This is a genomic window from Melissococcus plutonius ATCC 35311, from assembly GCF_000270185.1.
GTDB classification, from domain to species: Bacteria; Bacillota; Bacilli; order Lactobacillales; family Enterococcaceae; genus Melissococcus; species Melissococcus plutonius.
The window spans coordinates 581929-599694 of the sequence record NC_015516.1 but is presented as its reverse complement, the minus strand read 5'-3'; the positions used below and the strand labels follow the sequence as shown (position 1 = coordinate 599694).

At 35.7% G+C, this 17766-nt stretch carries 12 protein-coding genes, 2 tRNA genes, 3 rRNA genes and 2 pseudogenes; 3 read left to right on the top strand and 16 right to left on the bottom strand.

The features are described 5' to 3' along the window. Positions 1-12: 12 nt before the first annotated feature. The 12 genes and pseudogenes from MPTP_RS02510 to MPTP_RS02455 form a co-directional block, all read right to left on the bottom strand. Positions 13-352 (bottom strand): annotated as a pseudogene (locus tag MPTP_RS02510) (MarR family winged helix-turn-helix transcriptional regulator). Positions 353-618: 266 nt separating this feature from the next. Beyond that, the gene (locus MPTP_RS02505) at positions 619-849 is read right to left on the bottom strand and encodes a YkuJ family protein (protein WP_013773473.1); all 231 of its coding nucleotides are present in this window, start codon (positions 847-849) and stop codon (positions 619-621) included. Between the two features lie 99 nt (positions 850-948). Next, complete coding sequence (locus MPTP_RS02500) at positions 949-1839, bottom strand: NAD(P)-dependent oxidoreductase (protein ID WP_013773472.1); 891 nt, start codon at positions 1837-1839, stop codon at positions 949-951. 200 nt (positions 1840-2039) lie between these two features. Further along, the gene (locus tag MPTP_RS02495; RefSeq protein ID WP_013773471.1) at positions 2040-3263 is read right to left on the bottom strand and encodes a glycosyltransferase family 4 protein; all 1224 of its coding nucleotides are present in this window, start codon (positions 3261-3263) and stop codon (positions 2040-2042) included. Between the two features lie 52 nt (positions 3264-3315). Next, positions 3316-4326, bottom strand: a complete 1011-nt coding sequence (locus tag MPTP_RS02490; RefSeq protein ID WP_013773470.1) for an LTA glycolipid anchor biosynthesis glycosyltransferase, IagA/BgsA family — start codon at positions 4324-4326, stop codon at positions 3316-3318. Positions 4327-4543: 217 nt separating this feature from the next. Further along, positions 4544-4617: transfer RNA gene (locus MPTP_RS02485), tRNA-Asn, on the bottom strand. 6 nt (positions 4618-4623) lie between these two features. After that, a 5S ribosomal RNA gene (gene rrf, locus MPTP_RS02480) occupies positions 4624-4739 on the bottom strand. A 76-nt stretch (positions 4740-4815) separates the two neighbouring features. Next, positions 4816-7720 (bottom strand): 23S ribosomal RNA (locus MPTP_RS02475). 160 nt (positions 7721-7880) lie between these two features. Then, positions 7881-7953, bottom strand: a tRNA-Ala gene (locus tag MPTP_RS02470). Between the two features lie 73 nt (positions 7954-8026). Further along, positions 8027-9581 (bottom strand): 16S ribosomal RNA (locus MPTP_RS02465). Together the 16S, 23S and 5S rRNA genes with 2 tRNA genes alongside form the textbook arrangement of a ribosomal RNA operon. 698 nt (positions 9582-10279) lie before the next feature. Further along, the gene (locus tag MPTP_RS02460) at positions 10280-10642 is read right to left on the bottom strand and encodes a hypothetical protein (protein ID WP_013773468.1); all 363 of its coding nucleotides are present in this window, start codon (positions 10640-10642) and stop codon (positions 10280-10282) included. A 72-nt stretch (positions 10643-10714) separates the two neighbouring features. Beyond that, positions 10715-11083 (bottom strand): CvfD/Ygs/GSP13 family RNA-binding post-transcriptional regulator, encoded by a 369-nt coding sequence (locus tag MPTP_RS02455; RefSeq protein ID WP_041363365.1) that lies wholly within the window; start codon positions 11081-11083, stop codon positions 10715-10717. Between the two features lie 178 nt (positions 11084-11261). Between MPTP_RS02455 and MPTP_RS02450 the strand changes: the two are divergent. Continuing rightward, positions 11262-12427: pseudogene (locus MPTP_RS02450) on the top strand (MalY/PatB family protein). A 166-nt stretch (positions 12428-12593) separates the two neighbouring features. Here MPTP_RS02450 and MPTP_RS02445 read toward each other — a convergent pair. Continuing rightward, positions 12594-13172 carry a peptidylprolyl isomerase gene (locus tag MPTP_RS02445; protein WP_013773464.1) on the bottom strand — a complete coding sequence of 193 codons (579 nt, stop codon included), beginning with the start codon at positions 13170-13172 and terminating at the stop codon, positions 12594-12596. Between the two features lie 214 nt (positions 13173-13386). Here MPTP_RS02445 and MPTP_RS02440 point away from each other — a divergent pair, with 214 nt between their 5' ends. Next, complete coding sequence (locus MPTP_RS02440; RefSeq protein ID WP_013773463.1) at positions 13387-14391, top strand: NAD(P)/FAD-dependent oxidoreductase; 1005 nt, start codon at positions 13387-13389, stop codon at positions 14389-14391. Positions 14392-14749: 358 nt separating this feature from the next. Here the strand turns inward: MPTP_RS02440 and MPTP_RS02435 are convergent, their stop codons facing one another. Both MPTP_RS02435 and MPTP_RS02430 read right to left on the bottom strand, forming a co-directional pair. Beyond that, on the bottom strand, positions 14750-15511 hold the full coding sequence (locus MPTP_RS02435) for a CPBP family intramembrane glutamic endopeptidase (protein ID WP_013773462.1): 762 nt from the start codon (positions 15509-15511) through the stop codon (positions 14750-14752). Positions 15512-15745: 234 nt separating this feature from the next. After that, the gene (locus MPTP_RS02430; RefSeq protein ID WP_013773461.1) at positions 15746-16150 is read right to left on the bottom strand and encodes an organic hydroperoxide resistance protein; all 405 of its coding nucleotides are present in this window, start codon (positions 16148-16150) and stop codon (positions 15746-15748) included. Positions 16151-16588: 438 nt separating this feature from the next. Between MPTP_RS02430 and MPTP_RS02425 the strand changes: the two genes are divergently transcribed. Further along, positions 16589-16849, top strand: coding sequence for a SemiSWEET family transporter (locus MPTP_RS02425; protein ID WP_080580423.1), 261 nt, complete (start codon positions 16589-16591; stop codon positions 16847-16849). Between the two features lie 485 nt (positions 16850-17334). On the opposite strand, the gene MPTP_RS02420 is transcribed toward MPTP_RS02425, so the two are convergent. Further along, on the bottom strand, positions 17335-17733 hold the full coding sequence (locus MPTP_RS02420; RefSeq protein ID WP_013773459.1) for a hypothetical protein: 399 nt from the start codon (positions 17731-17733) through the stop codon (positions 17335-17337). Positions 17734-17766 lie beyond the last annotated feature (33 nt).

The following is a 17766-nucleotide window of genomic DNA, read 5'->3' as shown; positions in this document are numbered from 1 at the left end:
GAATCCTCACCTTCACCTATATTCCTGCAAAAAATCATGGAGATTTTTCAAAGCTCCCAATAATGCACTTTCTTCTGGTGGGTTCATATTTCTTAGGATACTTTTGACCACTTCTTTACGGAAATGTTGATGAATTCTAAACAGAAGTTTTCCTTGTTTTGTTAATCCCAACCTAACTACACGACGATCATTTTTACTTCGGATACGTTTTACATAGCCTTTTTTAACTAAATTATTAATTGCTACCGTCAATGTCCCAACAGTAATAGATAGCTCTTTGGCTACTTCAGAATAAGATATCATTAAATACTCGAACTAAATAATCATTAATCATATCTAACTCAAGAGGCATTATTGAACACCATCCATATAGTTTGATTATCAAAACATTTGATGTTCAAACTACATCGTATCTAAAAAAAGATTGCAAGTAAATTTTTGCTTTTTATTAAAAATATTCACTCGTTTTAAAAATATTCACTCGTTTAATCAATAAAAAAATGAAAAAGAAAGATTAAGTAAAATTACGTACATTAATTCTTTTACTTCTAAGTAATAATAAAAAATGAAAAGACAAAAAGCTGTCCAAAGAAAAAATTCTAGCACAGCTTCTTGCTTCTATTGAATAAGGTCATAAATTTCAATTGCAACTATATCTATATTATCAAATTGATAACTCTGTCCTGTATCAGCTTCAGTTAATTCAAATGTTTTTGTTGATCTATCATAACTGACCATACATTTTTCAGTACCATCATGTTCAAAACGACGTACCTGAATTTCATTATCTTCTGCTTCGGTCATTGCTTCCAATCTTTTAATGATCGCAACAAGTTGTGAATGTTTCATAAATGGCCTCCCTCTACAAACTAGTTCTGTACCATTGTAACAAAACATTATAGCTTATGCATGATTTTTCGGAAATTTTCTTAATTTTTTTGCTTTTCTTTAATCTTTTTTAGTGGAAGACGAACCATTTTGCCACCAAAGTTTAATTAATGCCTGAGTCCCATCATTTGCAAATCCCTCTTGAGATAACTTTTCATATAATTCATAGGCTTGTTTTGTTGAAGGTAAAGAAAGAGACATTTTTTCAGCCTCATCCAAGGCAATTTTTAAATCCTTAATAAAATGTTTAACAAAAAAACCTGGTGTATAATCTTCTTTTAAAATTCTAGGTCCATAATTACTCAAAGACCAATTCTCTGCGCTACCGCCAGATAAAGTTTTTATTACTTGGTATAAATCCAAATTAGCCTTATTTGCATAAGCTAATGTTTCTGTCATACCAGTCATTGTACCAGCAATCATAATCTGGTTTGCCATTTTTGTATGTTGTCCCTGACCAGCTGTTCCATGCAAGTTAAATGATTTTCCAATCACCTTAAAAATAGGTAAAACTTTATCATAAGCCTGCTGTTTACCACCAACCATAATAGTAAGAGTTGCCTTCTTGGCACCTAGATCACCACCTGAAACAGGAGCATCTAAAGCCATTCCGCCTTTTTCTTTGGCTAATTGCTCTATTTTTTGAGCTAAGGTTGGGGTACTCGTTGTTAAATCTACCAATATTTTTCCCTTAACATTTGCTTTAAAAATTCCCTGTTTACCAAAATAAACATCTTCCACATCTGATGGAAATCCAACCATAGTAAAGATAATTTCATTATTTTCAACAAGCTCTTGAGGACTATTTTGCCAAATAGCACCTTCCTTTACCAATTCATCTGTTTTACTTTTTGTTCGATTATAAATATATACACAAAATCCGTTTTTCAATAAGTTGTGTACCATTGCTTTTCCCATGACACCAGTTCCAATAAAACCAATTTTTTTCATAATATTCTCTCCTTATTAAGTAAAAAACAAAATTTTATAAATAATCGTAGTAAAAGGAACACTGTAAATCAATAGTATGATGAAATTTTTTGTTACTATTTCTCATTATTGACAATTTTAGTAAAAATCACCATTTTATATTTTTTCTCAAAAAAATGTAAAGTTAAAAAATACAATTTGCATACTAATGAATGAATTTGTTATTTTCTTAATGAAGTTAACTTAACTTTAATTTTTTCAATTGAAGGTGAATTCTTTTTCTCAATTAATAATTGTCTATGATAATCCAACATATCATAATAAAATTTCAACATTTGTTTTCCAAAATGAGCAGCTGAAATTTCATGTAATTTATCTTGCCATATATGTTTATCCATTTTGATATTAGAATTTATATAGTGAATCAATGTAGACGCAAAATCATCATCTGTTTCAAATGTAACACCTAAAGAGTTGTCATTGAACAACATATCTAAATAACTATTTCCTTCAACTACACATTGAGTTCCTGAAGCAATAGCTTCTAAATACGTCAATCCTTGAGATTCCGAAGTAGAAGCATTAACAAAGTAATCTGCCGTTCTATAGTAAATAGCAATTTCTTCATGTGGAATTTCTCCTGTAAATTTGATGTTTTCTGTTATTTGAAGCTCTGTTGCTAACTGTTTTAGATCATCCATATATGGTCCTTTTCCTACAACAATTAATTGAATTTGTGGAAAAGCTTCAATAATTTTTGGCATGCCTTTAAAAATAGCTTGGATATTTTTTTCATAGGAAATTCTACTAAGTGACAATAAAAAAATAGCATCTTTGGTTAAGTTTAATTGTTTTCTTAACTGTTCTGACATTTCTTTAGTAATATCTGTCCGAATAAATTCTTCAATATGAATACCAGTCGGAATGACCCGCATAGGCGTTGTCACACCATATTCCTTTAATTTTTCAATCACTCGTTGACTTGGGCAAACAACGCCTGTTGTATGGTTTGCAAATATACGAGAAAAATATTTTACATGAATCGGTCGTAAAACCTTTCCTTTTGCAATATAATGTAAGTAATCTTCATACATGGTATGATAAGTATGAATGACTGGAATTCTTAATTTTTTTCCAACCAATTTTCCAAGTAGTCCAGCACCAAACTCTGTATGTGTATGAATAATATCTAACTCTAATTCTTTTGAAATATTGTAAGCATACCACATACCTCTGACAACAATTCGGCGATCTTTAAAAGAAATAAATGGAACACTTGGCATTCGAATAACATCTTCTTCAAGTTCCTTGGCATTTGGATCGGTTGTAGTAAAAATATAAACTTTATGACCATTTTTTTTTAATTCATCTGTTAATGTCTTGATTGAGGTCGCAACCCCACTGACTTGGGGAAAATACGTATCTGTAAAAAAACCGATTTTCATGATATTTCCCTCCCCTTAATTTTTGGTACGCTGATAATACCTTAACAATTATTTAGCTTTTAGAAAGCACCTGCTCATAAACAGCTTTTAGCTCATTTCCAATACATTTTATATTTCTTAATTCAGCAACCTGATATCCCTTTTGTTTTGTATCTGGTATTTTTTTATTGACCAAAGCATCCATATAATAAGCAAATTCATCATTATTTTTTCCCATGTAACAATTTACATTTTTTTCCAGCCAACCTTGATAAACAGGGATATCACGAACCAATACTTGTTGGTGACTAGCTAGTGCTTCCAATACTACAATTCCTTCTGTTTCCTCATAGGAAGGAAAAAAGAAAAGATCGGCAGCTGAATAGGCTCCTTCGATGATATCACCCTTAATATATCCTGGAAATTCCACGTTTTTTGGATGGTTCTCTTTTACAATTTTGCGAATAGAGCTTGGAATAGAATATATTGGTGCATGTCCAAACCAAATAAAGCGATAGTGAGGAAATTGTCTCGCTAAATAAACAAAATCAACAATTCCCTTTCTCTCAAAATATAAACCAACACAAATTATTACTTTTTGTCCATCTAAAATATTAAAATAGCGTTTAAATTTACTTTCTTTTTCTTTTGATGATTTAAATTTTTGTAAATCAATTCCATTTGAAATAGCAGTGATAGGTACCTCTATTTTATAATCTTCTAATAATAGCTTAGAATATGGCGTAGGTGTGATCAAATGATCCGCCTTTGAATACAAGCCAATAAGATATCTTTTTACTAAAGGAGAAAGCTGGTTAGAACCAACAAAAGAATTTTTAAAATCTTCTTCTGTTGAATGTGCATGATAGATTACTTTTTTATTCATTTTTTTTGCTTTATGAATTATATTATGGCTTTTAATGCCATAAGTATTAATATGTAAAATATCATAATCTATGCATTTAGTATCCAAAGTATATTCAATTCCCACCTCAGTAAGTGCACGTTTTTGATGACTAAGTGCACGACCAATTCCAGATTTCGCTAAAATTCGCTCACCTTCAAAATATAATAATATTTTCAAAAATGCACCACCTTTCGACCATTATACTATAGTATAAATTTTCGACATGAAATAAAACCTAACAACTAAATTTATATACTATTATAACAAGAATAAACTCTTACTGCCACATTTCCCTACAAAGAGTAAAAAAATAATAAAAAATACACAACTAATTATTAAGGATTTTTTATATAAAAAAAGGTAAAAGTCATTAGACTTTTACCTTAAATAAGAACTCCGGCAGTAGGACTCGAACCTACGACATCATGATTAACAGTCATGCGCTACTACCAACTGAGCTATGCCGGAATGTTTGCGTGGCAACGTCCTACTCTCACAAAGGGAATCCCTTCACTACAATCGGCGCTAAAAAGCTTAACTTCTGTGTTCGACATGGGAACAGGTGCATCCTTCTCGCTATCGTCACCACACGGGTCTTTCTTCTTTGAATGAACATGTTGCTCACTCAAAACTGGATTTGAAGTCAATCACTACCGTCTACCTTTTTTGGTTAAGTCCTCGACCGATTAGTATCAGTCCGCTCCAACCATCACTGGCCTTCCACTCCTGACCTATCTACCTGATCATCTCTCAGGGGTCTTACTTTCTTAAAGAAATGGGAAATCTCATCTTGAGGTGGGCTTCACACTTAGATGCTTTCAGCGTTTATCCCTTCCCTACATAGCTACCCAGCTGTGCCCTTGGCAGAACAACTGGTACACCAGCGGTAAGTCCATCCCGGTCCTCTCGTACTAAGGACAGCTCCTCTCAAATTTCCTACGCCCGCGACGGATAGGGACCGAACTGTCTCACGACGTTCTGAACCCAGCTCGCGTGCCGCTTTAATGGGCGAACAGCCCAACCCTTGGGACCGACTACAGCCCCAGGATGCGACGAGCCGACATCGAGGTGCCAAACCTCCCCGTCGATGTGGACTCTTGGGGGAGATAAGCCTGTTATCCCCAGGGTAGCTTTTATCCGTTGAGCGATGGCCCTTCCATGCGGAACCACCGGATCACTAAGCCCGACTTTCGTCCCTGCTCGACTTGTCTGTCTCGCAGTCAAGCTCCCTTCTGCCTTTGCACTCTTCGAATGATTTCCAACCATTCTGAGGGAACCTTTGGGCGCCTCCGTTACCTTTTAGGAGGCGACCGCCCCAGTCAAACTGCCCATCTGACACTGTCTCCTAGCCTGTTTCAAGGCTACGGGTTAGAGTGTTCATAACACAAGGGTAGTATCCCACCAGCGCCTCCACCGAAACTAGCGTCCCGGTCTCTTCGGCTCCTACCTATCCTGTACATGTGGTACAAACACGCAATATCAAACTACAGTAAAGCTCCATGGGGTCTTTCCGTCCTGTCGCGGGTAACCTGCATCTTCACAGGTACTAAAATTTCACCGAGTCTCTCGTTGAGACAGTGCCCAAATCGTTACGCCTTTCGTGCGGGTCGGAACTTACCCGACAAGGAATTTCGCTACCTTAGGACCGTTATAGTTACGGCCGCCGTTTACTGGGGCTTCAATTCGGAGCTTCGCCGAAGCTAACCCTTCCTCTTAACCTTCCAGCACCGGGCAGGCGTCAGCCCCTATACGTCATCTTTCGATTTTGCAGAGACCTGTGTTTTTGATAAACAGTCGCTTGGGCCTATTCACTGCGGCTGACTAATATCAGCACCCCTTCTCCCGAAGTTACGGGGTCATTTTGCCGAGTTCCTTAACGAAAGTTCACTCGCTCACCTTAGGATGCTCTCCTCGACTACCTGTGTCGGTTTGCGGTACGGGCCGTTGGTCTCTCACTAGAAGCTTTTCTTGACAGTGTGACGTCAGGAACTTCGGTACTTATATTTCCCTCCCCATCACAACTCATCCTTACAGAGTAAAGCATTTTACTCTACTCAAGACTCATTGCTTGGACATACCATCCAATCGTATGCTTTCCTTAGCCTCCTGTGTCCCTCCATTGCTCAAACAATTCCAACGGGTACAGGAATATCAACCTGTTGTCCATCGCCTACGCCTGTCGGCCTCAGCTTAGGTCCCGACTAACCCTGGGCGGACGAGCCTTCCCCAGGAAACCTTAGTCTTTCGGTGGACAGGATTCTCACCTGTCTTTCGCTACTCATACCGGCATTCTCACTTCTAAGCGCTCCAGTAGTCCTCACGATCTACCTTCTTCGCCCTTAGAACGCTCTCCTACCATCACTTTCGTGATCCACAGCTTCGGTAGTATGTTTAGCCCCGGTACATTTTCGGCGCAGGGTCACTCGACTAGTGAGCTATTACGCACTCTTTAAATGATGGCTGCTTCTGAGCCAACATCCTAGTTGTCTGTGCACCCCCACCTCCTTTTCCACTTAACATACATTTTGGGACCTTAGCTGGTGGTCTGGGCTGTTTCCCTTTCGACTACGGATCTTATCACTCGCAGTCTGACTCCCGGCTATAAATCATGGCATTCGGAGTTTATCTGGATTCGGTAACCCGAGAAGGACCCCTCGTCCAAACAGTGCTCTACCTCCATGATTCTTCTGCCGAGGCTAGCCCTAAAGCTATTTCGGAGAGAACCAGCTATCTCCAAGTTCGTTTGGAATTTCTCCGCTACCCACACCTCATCCCCGCACTTTTCAACGTACGTGGGTTCGGTCCTCCAGTGCGTTTTACCGCACCTTCAACCTGGACATGGGTAGATCACATGGTTTCGGGTCTACGACTACTTACTCTTTCGCCCTATTCAGACTCGCTTTCGCTACGGCTCCGTTTCTTCCACTTAACCTCGCAAGCAATCGTAACTCGCCGGTTCATTCTACAAAAGGCACGCCATCACCCATTAACGGGCTTTGACTTGTTGTAGGCACACGGTTTCAGGATCTCTTTCACTCCCCTTCCGGGGTGCTTTTCACCTTTCCCTCACGGTACTGGTTCACTATCGGTCACTAGGGAGTATTTAGCCTTGGGAGATGGTCCTCCCGGATTCCGACGGAATTTCTCGTGTTCCGCCGTACTCAGGATCCTCCTTGGGGAGAAACGACTTTCACCTACGGGACTTTCACCCTCTTTGGTGGATGTTTCCACATCCTTCGATTAGTCGTTTCTGCTCCCGTTCTGGAGTCCTACAACCCCAACAAGCATGCTCGTTGGTTTGGGCTCTTCCCGTTTCGCTCGCCGCTACTCAGGGAATCGATTTTTCTTTCTCTTCCTGCAGGTACTTAGATGTTTCAGTTCTCTGCGTCTTCCTCGAATAGCTTATGTATTCCACTATTCGTAACATCCTATAACAGATGTTGGGTTCCCCCATTCGGAAATCTCCGGCTCATTGCTTACTTACAGCTCCCCGAAGCATATCGGTGTTTGTCCCGTCCTTCATCGGCTCCTAGTGCCAAGGCATCCACCGTGCGCCCTTGTTCACTTAACCTCTTTGACCTTTCGGTCTTGGGTGACCTCTTCTAGCGATAGAAGCGTCCTTCCCTTTTTCATTCAGCACATTCCTGTGCTCAACGCGGTGTCTCGGTTTTTGATTGTTTCTTCAATATCCAGTTTTCAATGAACAACCGATGATCTCTTTCAATCATCTATGGAGCCTAGCGGGATCGAACCGCTGACCTCCTGCGTGCAAAGCAGGCGCTCTCCCATCTGAGCTAAGGCCCCACATACCACATAGTAAACCTCTCAAAACTAAACAAAGCAAACTGACCTCTGTGTTTCCGTTATTCGTCCTTAGAAAGGAGGTGATCCAGCCGCACCTTCCGATACGGCTACCTTGTTACGACTTCACCCCAATCATCTGTCCCACCTTAGGCGGCTGGCTCCCTAAGGTTACCTCACCGACTTCGGGTGTTACAAACTCTCGTGGTGTGACGGGCGGTGTGTACAAGGCCCGGGAACGTATTCACCGCGGCGTGCTGATCCGCGATTACTAGCGATTCCGGCTTCATGTAGGCGAGTTGCAGCCTACAATCCGAACTGAGAGAAGCTTTATGAGATTTGCTTAACCTCGCGGTCTTGCGTCTCTCTGTACTTCCCATTGTAGCACGTGTGTAGCCCAGGTCATAAGGGGCATGCTGACTTGACGTCATCCCCACCTTCCTCCGGTTTGTCACCGGCAGTCTCGCTAGAGTGCCCAACTAAATGATGGCAATTAACAATAAGGGTTGCGCTCGTTGCGGGACTTAACCCAACATCTCACGACACGAGCTGACGACAGCCATGCACCACCTGTCTCTTTGCTCCCGAAGGAGAAACCTTATCTCTAAGGCGTTCAAAGGATGTCAAGACCTGGTAAGGTTCTTCGCGTTGCTTCGAATTAAACCACATGCTCCACCGCTTGTGCGGGCCCCCGTCAATTCCTTTGAGTTTCAACCTTGCGGTCGTACTCCCCAGGCGGAGTGCTTAATGCGTTTGCTGCAGCACTGAAGGGCGGAAACCCTCCAACACTTAGCACTCATCGTTTACGGCGTGGACTACCAGGGTATCTAATCCTGTTTGCTCCCCACGCTTTCGAGCCTCAGCGTCAGTTACAGACCAGAGAGCCGCCTTCGCCACTGGTGTTCCTCCATATATCTACGCATTTCACCGCTACACATGGAATTCCACTCTCCTCTTCTGCACTCAAGTCTTCCAGTTTCCAATGACCCTCCCCGGTTGAGCCGGGGGCTTTCACATCAGACTTAAAAAACCGCCTGCGCTCGCTTTACGCCCAATAAATCCGGACAACGCTTGCCACCTACGTATTACCGCGGCTGCTGGCACGTAGTTAGCCGTGGCTTTCTGGTTAGATACCGTCACGAGGAAAACAGTTACTCTTTCCCCTATTCTTCTCTAACAACAGAGTTTTACGATCCGAAAACCTTCTTCACTCACGCGGCGTTGCTCGGTCAGACTTTCGTCCATTGCCGAAGATTCCCTACTGCTGCCTCCCGTAGGAGTCTGGGCCGTGTCTCAGTCCCAGTGTGGCCGATCACCCTCTCAGGTCGGCTATGCATCGTTGCCTTGGTGAGCCTTTACCCCACCAACTAGCTAATGCACCGCGGGCCCATCCATCAGTGACACCCGAAAGCGCCTTTTAACTCCTCTTCATGCGAAAAAAAGTCTTATACGGTATTAGCACCTGTTTCCAAATGTTATCCCCTTCTGATGGGCAGGTTGCCCACGTGTTACTCACCCGTCCGCCACTCTTCTTTCCTCTTAAGCAAGCTTAATCAGAAGAAGCGTTCGACTTGCATGTATTAGGCACGCCGCCAGCGTTCGTCCTGAGCCAGGATCAAACTCTCGTATTATCCTTTGCCTTTCGGCTTTCTTGCTCATTTGTTTGCTAGCTTTCGCTTTGCTTGTTGTTTTGTCTCTTATTTCTCATAAGAGGCCCTTACACATTGGTTCGTTTGCTTTGTTCAGTTTTCAAAGGTCTACCATTACCTTACAGCAACTCTTATATCTTATCACGTTTTCGCTCGGTTGTCAACTCTTTTTTAAAAGTTTTTTCAACCTCGCTTACCGTCTTGTTTGACAGCAACTTCATCATCTTACCAGCTTTCTTGTTATTTGTCAACAACTTTTTTCGTTGTTTTTTTAACTTTTTTTGCTGGCTTTTCTTTGTGATGGGTATTCACATCACTTTGTCGTTTCAGCTGTTACTTTAGTCGTGCCTTGCGACAAGTAATAATATACCAACTTTTTTTGTCCAGGTCAACTACTTTTTTTATTAAAATATAAATTTCTTTTCGTTTTTAAATAAATTTCATTTATGGTCAAATTAAAACATAATAAGTCTATATCAATAATGATTAACAAACATAGATAGAGATTGATTTTACTTTTAAAGAATTTATTTTTATCTATCTATTTTTCCAGCTATTTCCAGATAAATAGGTTAATCTTTTACAAAATTGTTTATTTGTAATAATAAAAAGCAGAATAGGATATAAACTATGTGTTTTGGTAGAAAATGTTTGACCCATCATCGAAAAATTTTTATCTATTAAAATAAGGGAACTCCTTTAATATCATAAGAAGTCAATAAATTAATTAATTTGGATGGATTTTCCCAGTAGTAATTGTTTTTTAATTGGTTAATTGATTGGTTCTCATCTATCTCAAAAACAAATAATGGGATATTCTCTTCTTCTGTATGTGCATTGGTTAATTCAACTAAGTTAATGGATGAAATGTCCAGTTGAATTTTTTCTTTAAATAATTGCAGTATACTTGCTAAGCCAGTCATATTGTCCGCTACATTTGTTGTAGCAAACGAAGTCTTTTGATCCATCTTATGAATAAGAAATCTTTTAGACCCATCATTTAAATTCAACATAACTGTACCCGAAACCTTCTTATCAGACAAAGCATCCACCTCAATTAAATTTTATTTTAATTAACAAAAGCATTGTAACATACTTTCTAAAAAGGTACAGAATTATTTTCTTATTAATCGATCAATCATTTCATCAATCCAAAATGGTAACTGCTTTTCCAAAGAAGAAAAACCAATTTTTTTATTTTTATCTGTATAGTATTTTTTATGATGATAGTTGACAATTTTAATTTGCTCTTCCAATGTTCTAAGTGAGAGGCTAATTTTTTTTGAATATTCATCAATATCAATTATCTGAACAATGACTTTTTGACCAATCCCCAATAAACTATCAATGTTTTGTGTGTATCCAGTTTGAATCTCGGAAACATGAATAAGACCTTGTGTTTTTGAATCCAATGAAACAAAAGCACCATACGGTTGTACTCCTGTAATCATGCCATTTAAAATCATGCCAATTTTATAATTCATTTTTTCTCCTTCGTTTTTCTTATTAAACATTACTTATTAATTCTCTCTATTGAAATAATAGCATTTTTTTTCGAATTCTGTATAGAATTATCTAATAATTTAGAATTTAATATTATACTTTCTTAAATTTACGTTTTATACTTAATGCGTAAGATATTATATGTAGGAGGATAAATAAATGATTGACTTCAATCAACCAATTAAACGAATAAATACAAATAGCGTCAAGTGGGATACATTAAAAGAAACCTATGGTCACTCTGATCTTTTACCATTATGGATTGCCGACATGGATTTTAAGGCAGCTCCTTTTATATTAACAGCATTTGAGCAATTAATTCATCATGGTATATTTTGATATACACAGGCGCCTGAATCCTTATATAAAGAAGTTATTTCCTGGCAGAGTCGCCATCATCAACTTTCACTTACTAAAGATGAAATCCTATTTAAAGTAGTGTAGTTCCAAGCATTACACTGGCTATTCAGGCATTTACAAAGAAAAATGATGCTATAATGATCCATGATCCTGTTTATCCTCCTTTTGCACAAGTAGTCCTAGATAATCAAAGAAAATTAATTCAATCACCCTTATTAATCAAAGACAATCAATTTAAAATGGATTTAACTTTGATGGAAAAACAAATGCGTGAACATCTTATTCAGTTATTTATCTTATGTAATCCACATAATCCAGGTGGAAGAGTTTGGTCTAAAGAAGAGTTACAAGATTTTGGTGAATTATGCGAAAAATACCATATTATTGTAGTAAGCGATGAAATTCATCAAGATTTAGTTTTTTCACCTTATCAATTTACAACCTTTACTAATGCCCAATCTACTTTTAAGGAATTTTCTATCACATTGACAGCCGCAACAAAAACATTCAATTTGGCGGGCATTAAAAATTCTATGGTCTTTATTCAAAATCCCAAACTTAAAAAAATCTTTCAAATACAACAAGAAAAAAATAAACAAGAAGAAATCAATACATTCGGCTATATCGGCACTGAAGCTGCCTATAAATATGGAGACGAATGGTTAACTGAATTATTAGCTTATTTAAAAGAAAATATAAAGTTAGTAGAAACCTTTTTTGCTAACAAATTTCCTCAGGTAAAAGTAATGGTTCCTGAAGGAACCTATCTTGTTTGGTTAGACTTCTCTAGCTTAAACTTAACAGATGAACAACTACAAGAATGCTTAATCCAAAAAGGTAAGGTAGTACTAAATCCAGGTATTTCATTTGGCCCAACAGGCACACAACATATGAGATTAAATACTGCTTGTTCAAAAGAAGTACTTATAGAGGGATTAGAACGGATTAAACATGCATTTCAATAAATAAAAAAACAAATAAGAGTAAAGATGAAAAGATCTTTTCATCTTTACTCTTATTTGTTTATAAAAATAATTCATATCGATTTAATCAATTAATTTTTTGTTTAAACTTATTTGACAATACTTCACATTATAGTTATTTTTGATAGTTATTTTGAGCGACCTAAATTTAAAAAATTTCAATCGTATCAATAATCACATCATCAAGTGGACGATCTTGTGGGTCTCTTTTCACATCAGCTATCTTATCCACAATTCCTTGGCCTTCCACAACCTGACCAAAAACAGTATGGCGGAAATCAAGCCAAGGTGTACCACCATTTTTATAAGCAGTAACAACTTCCTCAGGATAACCAGCACTTTCTAATTGTTCAATCATATTTTCAGGAACTGATTGATTATTAACAATAAAAAATTGACTTCCATTTGTATTTGGTCCAGCATTTGCCATAGATAAGGCACCGCGAAAATTGAACAATTCATTTGAAAATTCATCTTCAAATTTCCCACCATAGATACTTTCACCGCCCATACCTGTTCCTGTAGGATCTCCACCTTGAATCATAAAATTAGGAATAACCCGATGGAAAATAACTGCGTCATAATATCCTTTTTTTGCTAATTCTACAAAATTTTCTACTGTTCTAGGTGCTTGTTCTGGAAAAAGTTGAATAGTAATCATTCCTTGATTTGTTTTAATTGCTGCCTTTGGTCCTTCAATATTTTCTATATTTAATTGTGGAAACATAAGCTTATTCCTCCTAAATTTTATTCACAAGTTTATCATAACTAAAAACAGACAAAATTACTATAAGTAAAAGCGATAAATTAGCATTCAATGACTACACTTTTATCCTAAATAAATATCATAAACAAAGATTTGCTTTTTTACTAAAGTCATGCTACGGTTTTTGAAAAAGATATACTTTTAATAAATTAGATAGTAATGGAGGGACTTTACTATGGAAATTCCTGAAGATATCTATGAAATTACAATTATTGGTGGTGGTCCAACTGGTTTATTCGCGGCTTTTTATGCTGGTCTCAGACAAGCACGAACAAAAATCATTGATAGTTTGCCACAACTAGGCGGTCAATTGACTACACTTTATCCTGAAAAGGAGATTTACGATATTCCTGGTTTTACAAACATTAAGGCAGCTAAACTAATAGAAAATTTAACGAACCAAATAGATTCTTATAACCAGACAATTTGTTTAAATGAAGAAGTAACCCATTTAGTAAAAGAAAAAAATTACTTTCACATTGAAACTACAAAAAATAGCCATTATTCAAAAGCTGTCATTATTTCTACAGGAAATGGTGCTTTTCAACCATGCCGATTATCCATTGCTAATGCCGAAAAGTTTGAAAATACTGCCATTTACTATTCTATCGATCAATTAAATCAATTTAAACATAAGAGGATTGCAGTAGCAGGTGGGGGAGATACTGCTATGGACTGGGCTTTAATGCTTGAATCTATTGCATCAGAAGTTTCAATTATTCATCGACGTACCAAGTTTCGAGGACACGAATATAGTGTTGAACAATTAAAGAATTCAAATATAACTATTTATACCCCTTATACTATTGAACAGTTATTAGTAAACGAGCAAAATTTCCAAGGAATTCGTCTAAAAAAAGTAAAATCTACTCAACCATCTACTATTGATTTAACCCTTGATGCTTTAATCGTTAGTTATGGTTTTGTTTCTTCTCAAGACTACCTAAACAATTGGGGATTAGACACCCAGCAAAATACAATTAAGGTATCATCAAATATGCAGACATCAATTGAAGGAATTTATGCTATTGGTGATATTTGTTACTACGATGGAAAAGTTAAATTAATTACTACAGGCTTTGGTGAAGCTCCTACTGCAGTCAATAATGCTCTTCACTTTATTCGCCCTGATGAGAAGATACAACCTAGGCATAGTACTAGTTTAAAAAATAATAGATAAACAATATCACAAGCTAGGCAGATGTTAAATCTAACCTTTTCTTTTTCATAAACTAGGTTTCTATTTGTGTTTATACAACAAAATCCAAAAACTAGCTATTTAACATTAAAAAAATTTAACCAAGATATTTTTTATAATTGGTTAAATTTTTTTATTTAATAAACTGCATTTAGAAAATATCGTTTGTTTCTGTATATTATTTGATAATCATAGAAGCGATGAACAAAAGAAAATAGGTCGTTAATACAAACATATTTATGAATAGGAAATTCATTTTTATCTTCTATTTCCTTGACTAATAAATTTTCTCATTCACTAATTTTTATTTTCATACCAAACGTTAATGCATTTATTCAATTTATCCACCAATAAAACTTAATGAAAATAGTAAAGTATCATACAAGAAATGAACCAAATAGGAAACCCACAAATTTTTTGTTCGAATATAGGCTAGACTATCTACAATCCGACCTAAACCAATGACAAGAATACACTGCCAAATATTCCAATTATAAGTTGGCAGATGTAACAACCCAAATAAAATAGAAGATAGAATTAAAGCATAGATTATGGATTGTTTTCGAGATAATTTTCTTTTTTGTGTAAACCACTGTAATAAAAATAGAAAAGGCAGAATAGCTAAAAATTCTTCTCCAAATAACTGAACAACATCCTGTATACGCGAGAACCAAAAAAATTCAACGGCTCGTTTTCCTGTATCGGTAATTGAATCTGGATTATTATTCATTGTTGTCAATAAGGTGGCTAATCCAGAAAGAGCAGCACTAGTAATCAATGATAAAATGGTAAATAATAAAATATTAACAATATCTTTGAGATATAGAGGTCGAAATAAGGTATGCCAGTAATTACCAATAAAAATTTTTAATCCTAATAATGAAAAAATAGGTAAGCAAAATGTTGCTATAATTGTAATAAAAATAGGTGGAATAAACGGAATATACAAAAAAGACAGCAATAGAAATCCAACGAAGGCAAATCCTATAATGGCTAACCATCTTTTCTCACTAACATGAATTGGTTTATTATTATAGAAAGGAAAATCATCATTCTTTTCTTCTATCCATAAATATTGATCAGTTGGCAGTTTCTTCTCCAATTTTATTTCACTCCCTCTTTACGTTGATTATCTTTATTCTACCATGTAAAAAAAATTTTAAATAATAGTATTGTCTGTTAGCAATAATATAAATAATATTGCTGGCATTTAGTATAATGATACAAAATTCAAAACTGGAAGACCTATATTAAACAATAACGTTAAAAACTAAAAAACTATCTGAATGAATAAACTTTTCAGATAGTGAATAAAGCTATTTTATTTAATGGCTATCTAAATAACCTTCAATGTAACATCGACATTATTTCGTATTGCTTTTGAATAGGGACACACTTGGTGAGCCATTTTCGCTAGACGTTCTGTTTCTTGTTGATCTACTCCTTTAATTTCTACATCCAATCTAGCAGCAAGTTGATAACCGGTATTTGGGTCATTATCCAAGGTAATATGTGCATCTACCGTGCTTTCTCCCTGAACTTTTTCCTGTTTCATTACAGAAATCAAGGCAGAATTAAAACAAGTACTATAAGCTGCTGCAAATAATTGTTCTGGATTGGTTGCATTGTCCTTTTTAGTACCTGGTGAAGTGACTTTATACGAAAAATCATTGTTGGGTGAATGAACTTCTCCAGCTCTGCCCCCTACATTAATTATTTCTGTTTCATATACTTTTTTCATTTTTCTCCTCCTATTGTTAGCTAGTCACCTTTTACTACTATATTGACTATTTTTCTGTCTAATCATTCAACTAAATTTATTGTATACTTAACCAATTATTTGAACAAATAATATGTTTGAAACAATATAGACAGTAAATAATGATGATGAAAATTGATATACTTTCTCTTTTTATGAATATACTTAAAAATTTATATTATTTTACAAAATGATCGATACCTAATTCATAAATTTTAATATCTATTAATAATATAAAAAATTGTTGAATATGAGATTTAATTAAAAAAACATCTTGACTTATAAAACATGATATAAGAAAATCCTAGTATTGCATTTATATTTAGAAAGAATGCTAGAAAATTTCAGAAAGCAAAAAAATGATGAGAAATAACTAATAAATTGGTTGGTTATAAATAAAATCCAAGGGAGGAAATCAAAATTAATTCAAAAAAATTCATTCAATATTTAAGTTGGTGTGCAACAGTGTTATCTATTGCTATGTATGTCTCTTATATTCCCCAGATTTTTGATAATTTAAATGGTTCTAAAGGTAATCCTATTCAACCGCTTGTAGCAGCTATAAATAGTTCATTATGGGTGACCTATGGGATTTGGAAAAGTCCTAGAGACCTACCTGTGTCTGTTGCTAATCTTCCAGGAATCGTTTTCGGTCTGGTTGCATTTTTAACGGCTTTATAATTAAAATACATAGAAAAGTGTATGCTTTTCCTTTATTTAAAATATTTAATGATAAATAGTTTAAACTACATAAACTTTCTGGCATAAAAGCATGGTGAAGCATTAGAATATATGCTAGTCATTTTGAAATTTTAAATCCAAATTAAAAGCGATTAGGAACTAGACATTGTTGGTCTTTCCTAATCGCTTTTTTGAATAATTGTTATTAATTTGTATTTACATTTCAATTTTTCCTTTATTGTTATAATCATACATGTATTTAATATCTATTAGACGTGAAAGAACCATTTCTCATTTCTTTTTGCCATGAGTAAAAAAATAGTGAAAATTAGCGATGTTTACACCTATAAATACCAATATAGTAAAAAACATAACAATACATCCTAGTATAATTTGGAAAATTAATTTTGTTTCTATCGTCTGTCCTTTTTTAAAAATCAATCCAGCAAAAAATGAAATGGGAATAATTATAGTATACTTAGCAGTTATACTAATTGCCTTAACAATATCTTTTTATTTTCTTTTTCTAAATCATTCATTTTATTAATTTCTTGTATAAGCATATCTAGTTTTTCAGGTGAATCAATCCCTATTAGACTTATCTCTGTAGCTATTTTTTTAGTAATGCTAGAAAAGTTTTTCCCTTTTATTTTATAGGTATCGTTCCTTACTACAAAAATCCAAACACTCATACCTAAAAGGCAAAATATAAATATCGTAAGGTTAAAACAACTTTTTAACCCACTTGCTAAAAGTACACGTGAGATAAAAAAGCCCACATACAGCATTAAAAAAACAACAGCCATAACAAATGCTAGAAATGTGATTTTCTTCTTTGTTTCCTTGGTGATTATTCCTAGTACCTGATAATAGACATTGCTCATTAAAAATCTCCTTTATTTAAAAGCATAATTCAA

Bases quoted from the DNA above. Each gene is read 5' to 3' on its own strand.
- MPTP_RS02500 (WP_013773472.1), bottom strand. From the start codon at position 1,839: ATGAAAAAAATTGGTTTTATTGGAACTGGTGTCATGGGAAAAGCAATG.
- MPTP_RS02440 (WP_013773463.1), top strand. From the start codon at position 13,387: ATGGAAATTCCTGAAGATATCTATGAAATTACAATTATTGGTGGTGGT.
- MPTP_RS02505 (WP_013773473.1), bottom strand. From the start codon at position 849: ATGAAACATTCACAACTTGTTGCGATCATTAAAAGATTGGAAGCAATG.
- MPTP_RS02420 (WP_013773459.1), bottom strand. From the start codon at position 17,733: ATGAGCAATGTCTATTATCAGGTACTAGGAATAATCACCAAGGAAACA.
- MPTP_RS02430 (WP_013773461.1), bottom strand. From the start codon at position 16,150: ATGAAAAAAGTATATGAAACAGAAATAATTAATGTAGGGGGCAGAGCT.
- MPTP_RS02495 (WP_013773471.1), bottom strand. From the start codon at position 3,263: ATGAAAATCGGTTTTTTTACAGATACGTATTTTCCCCAAGTCAGTGGG.
- MPTP_RS02455 (WP_041363365.1), bottom strand. From the start codon at position 11,083: ATGAATTATAAAATTGGCATGATTTTAAATGGCATGATTACAGGAGTA.
- MPTP_RS02445 (WP_013773464.1), bottom strand. From the start codon at position 13,172: ATGTTTCCACAATTAAATATAGAAAATATTGAAGGACCAAAGGCAGCA.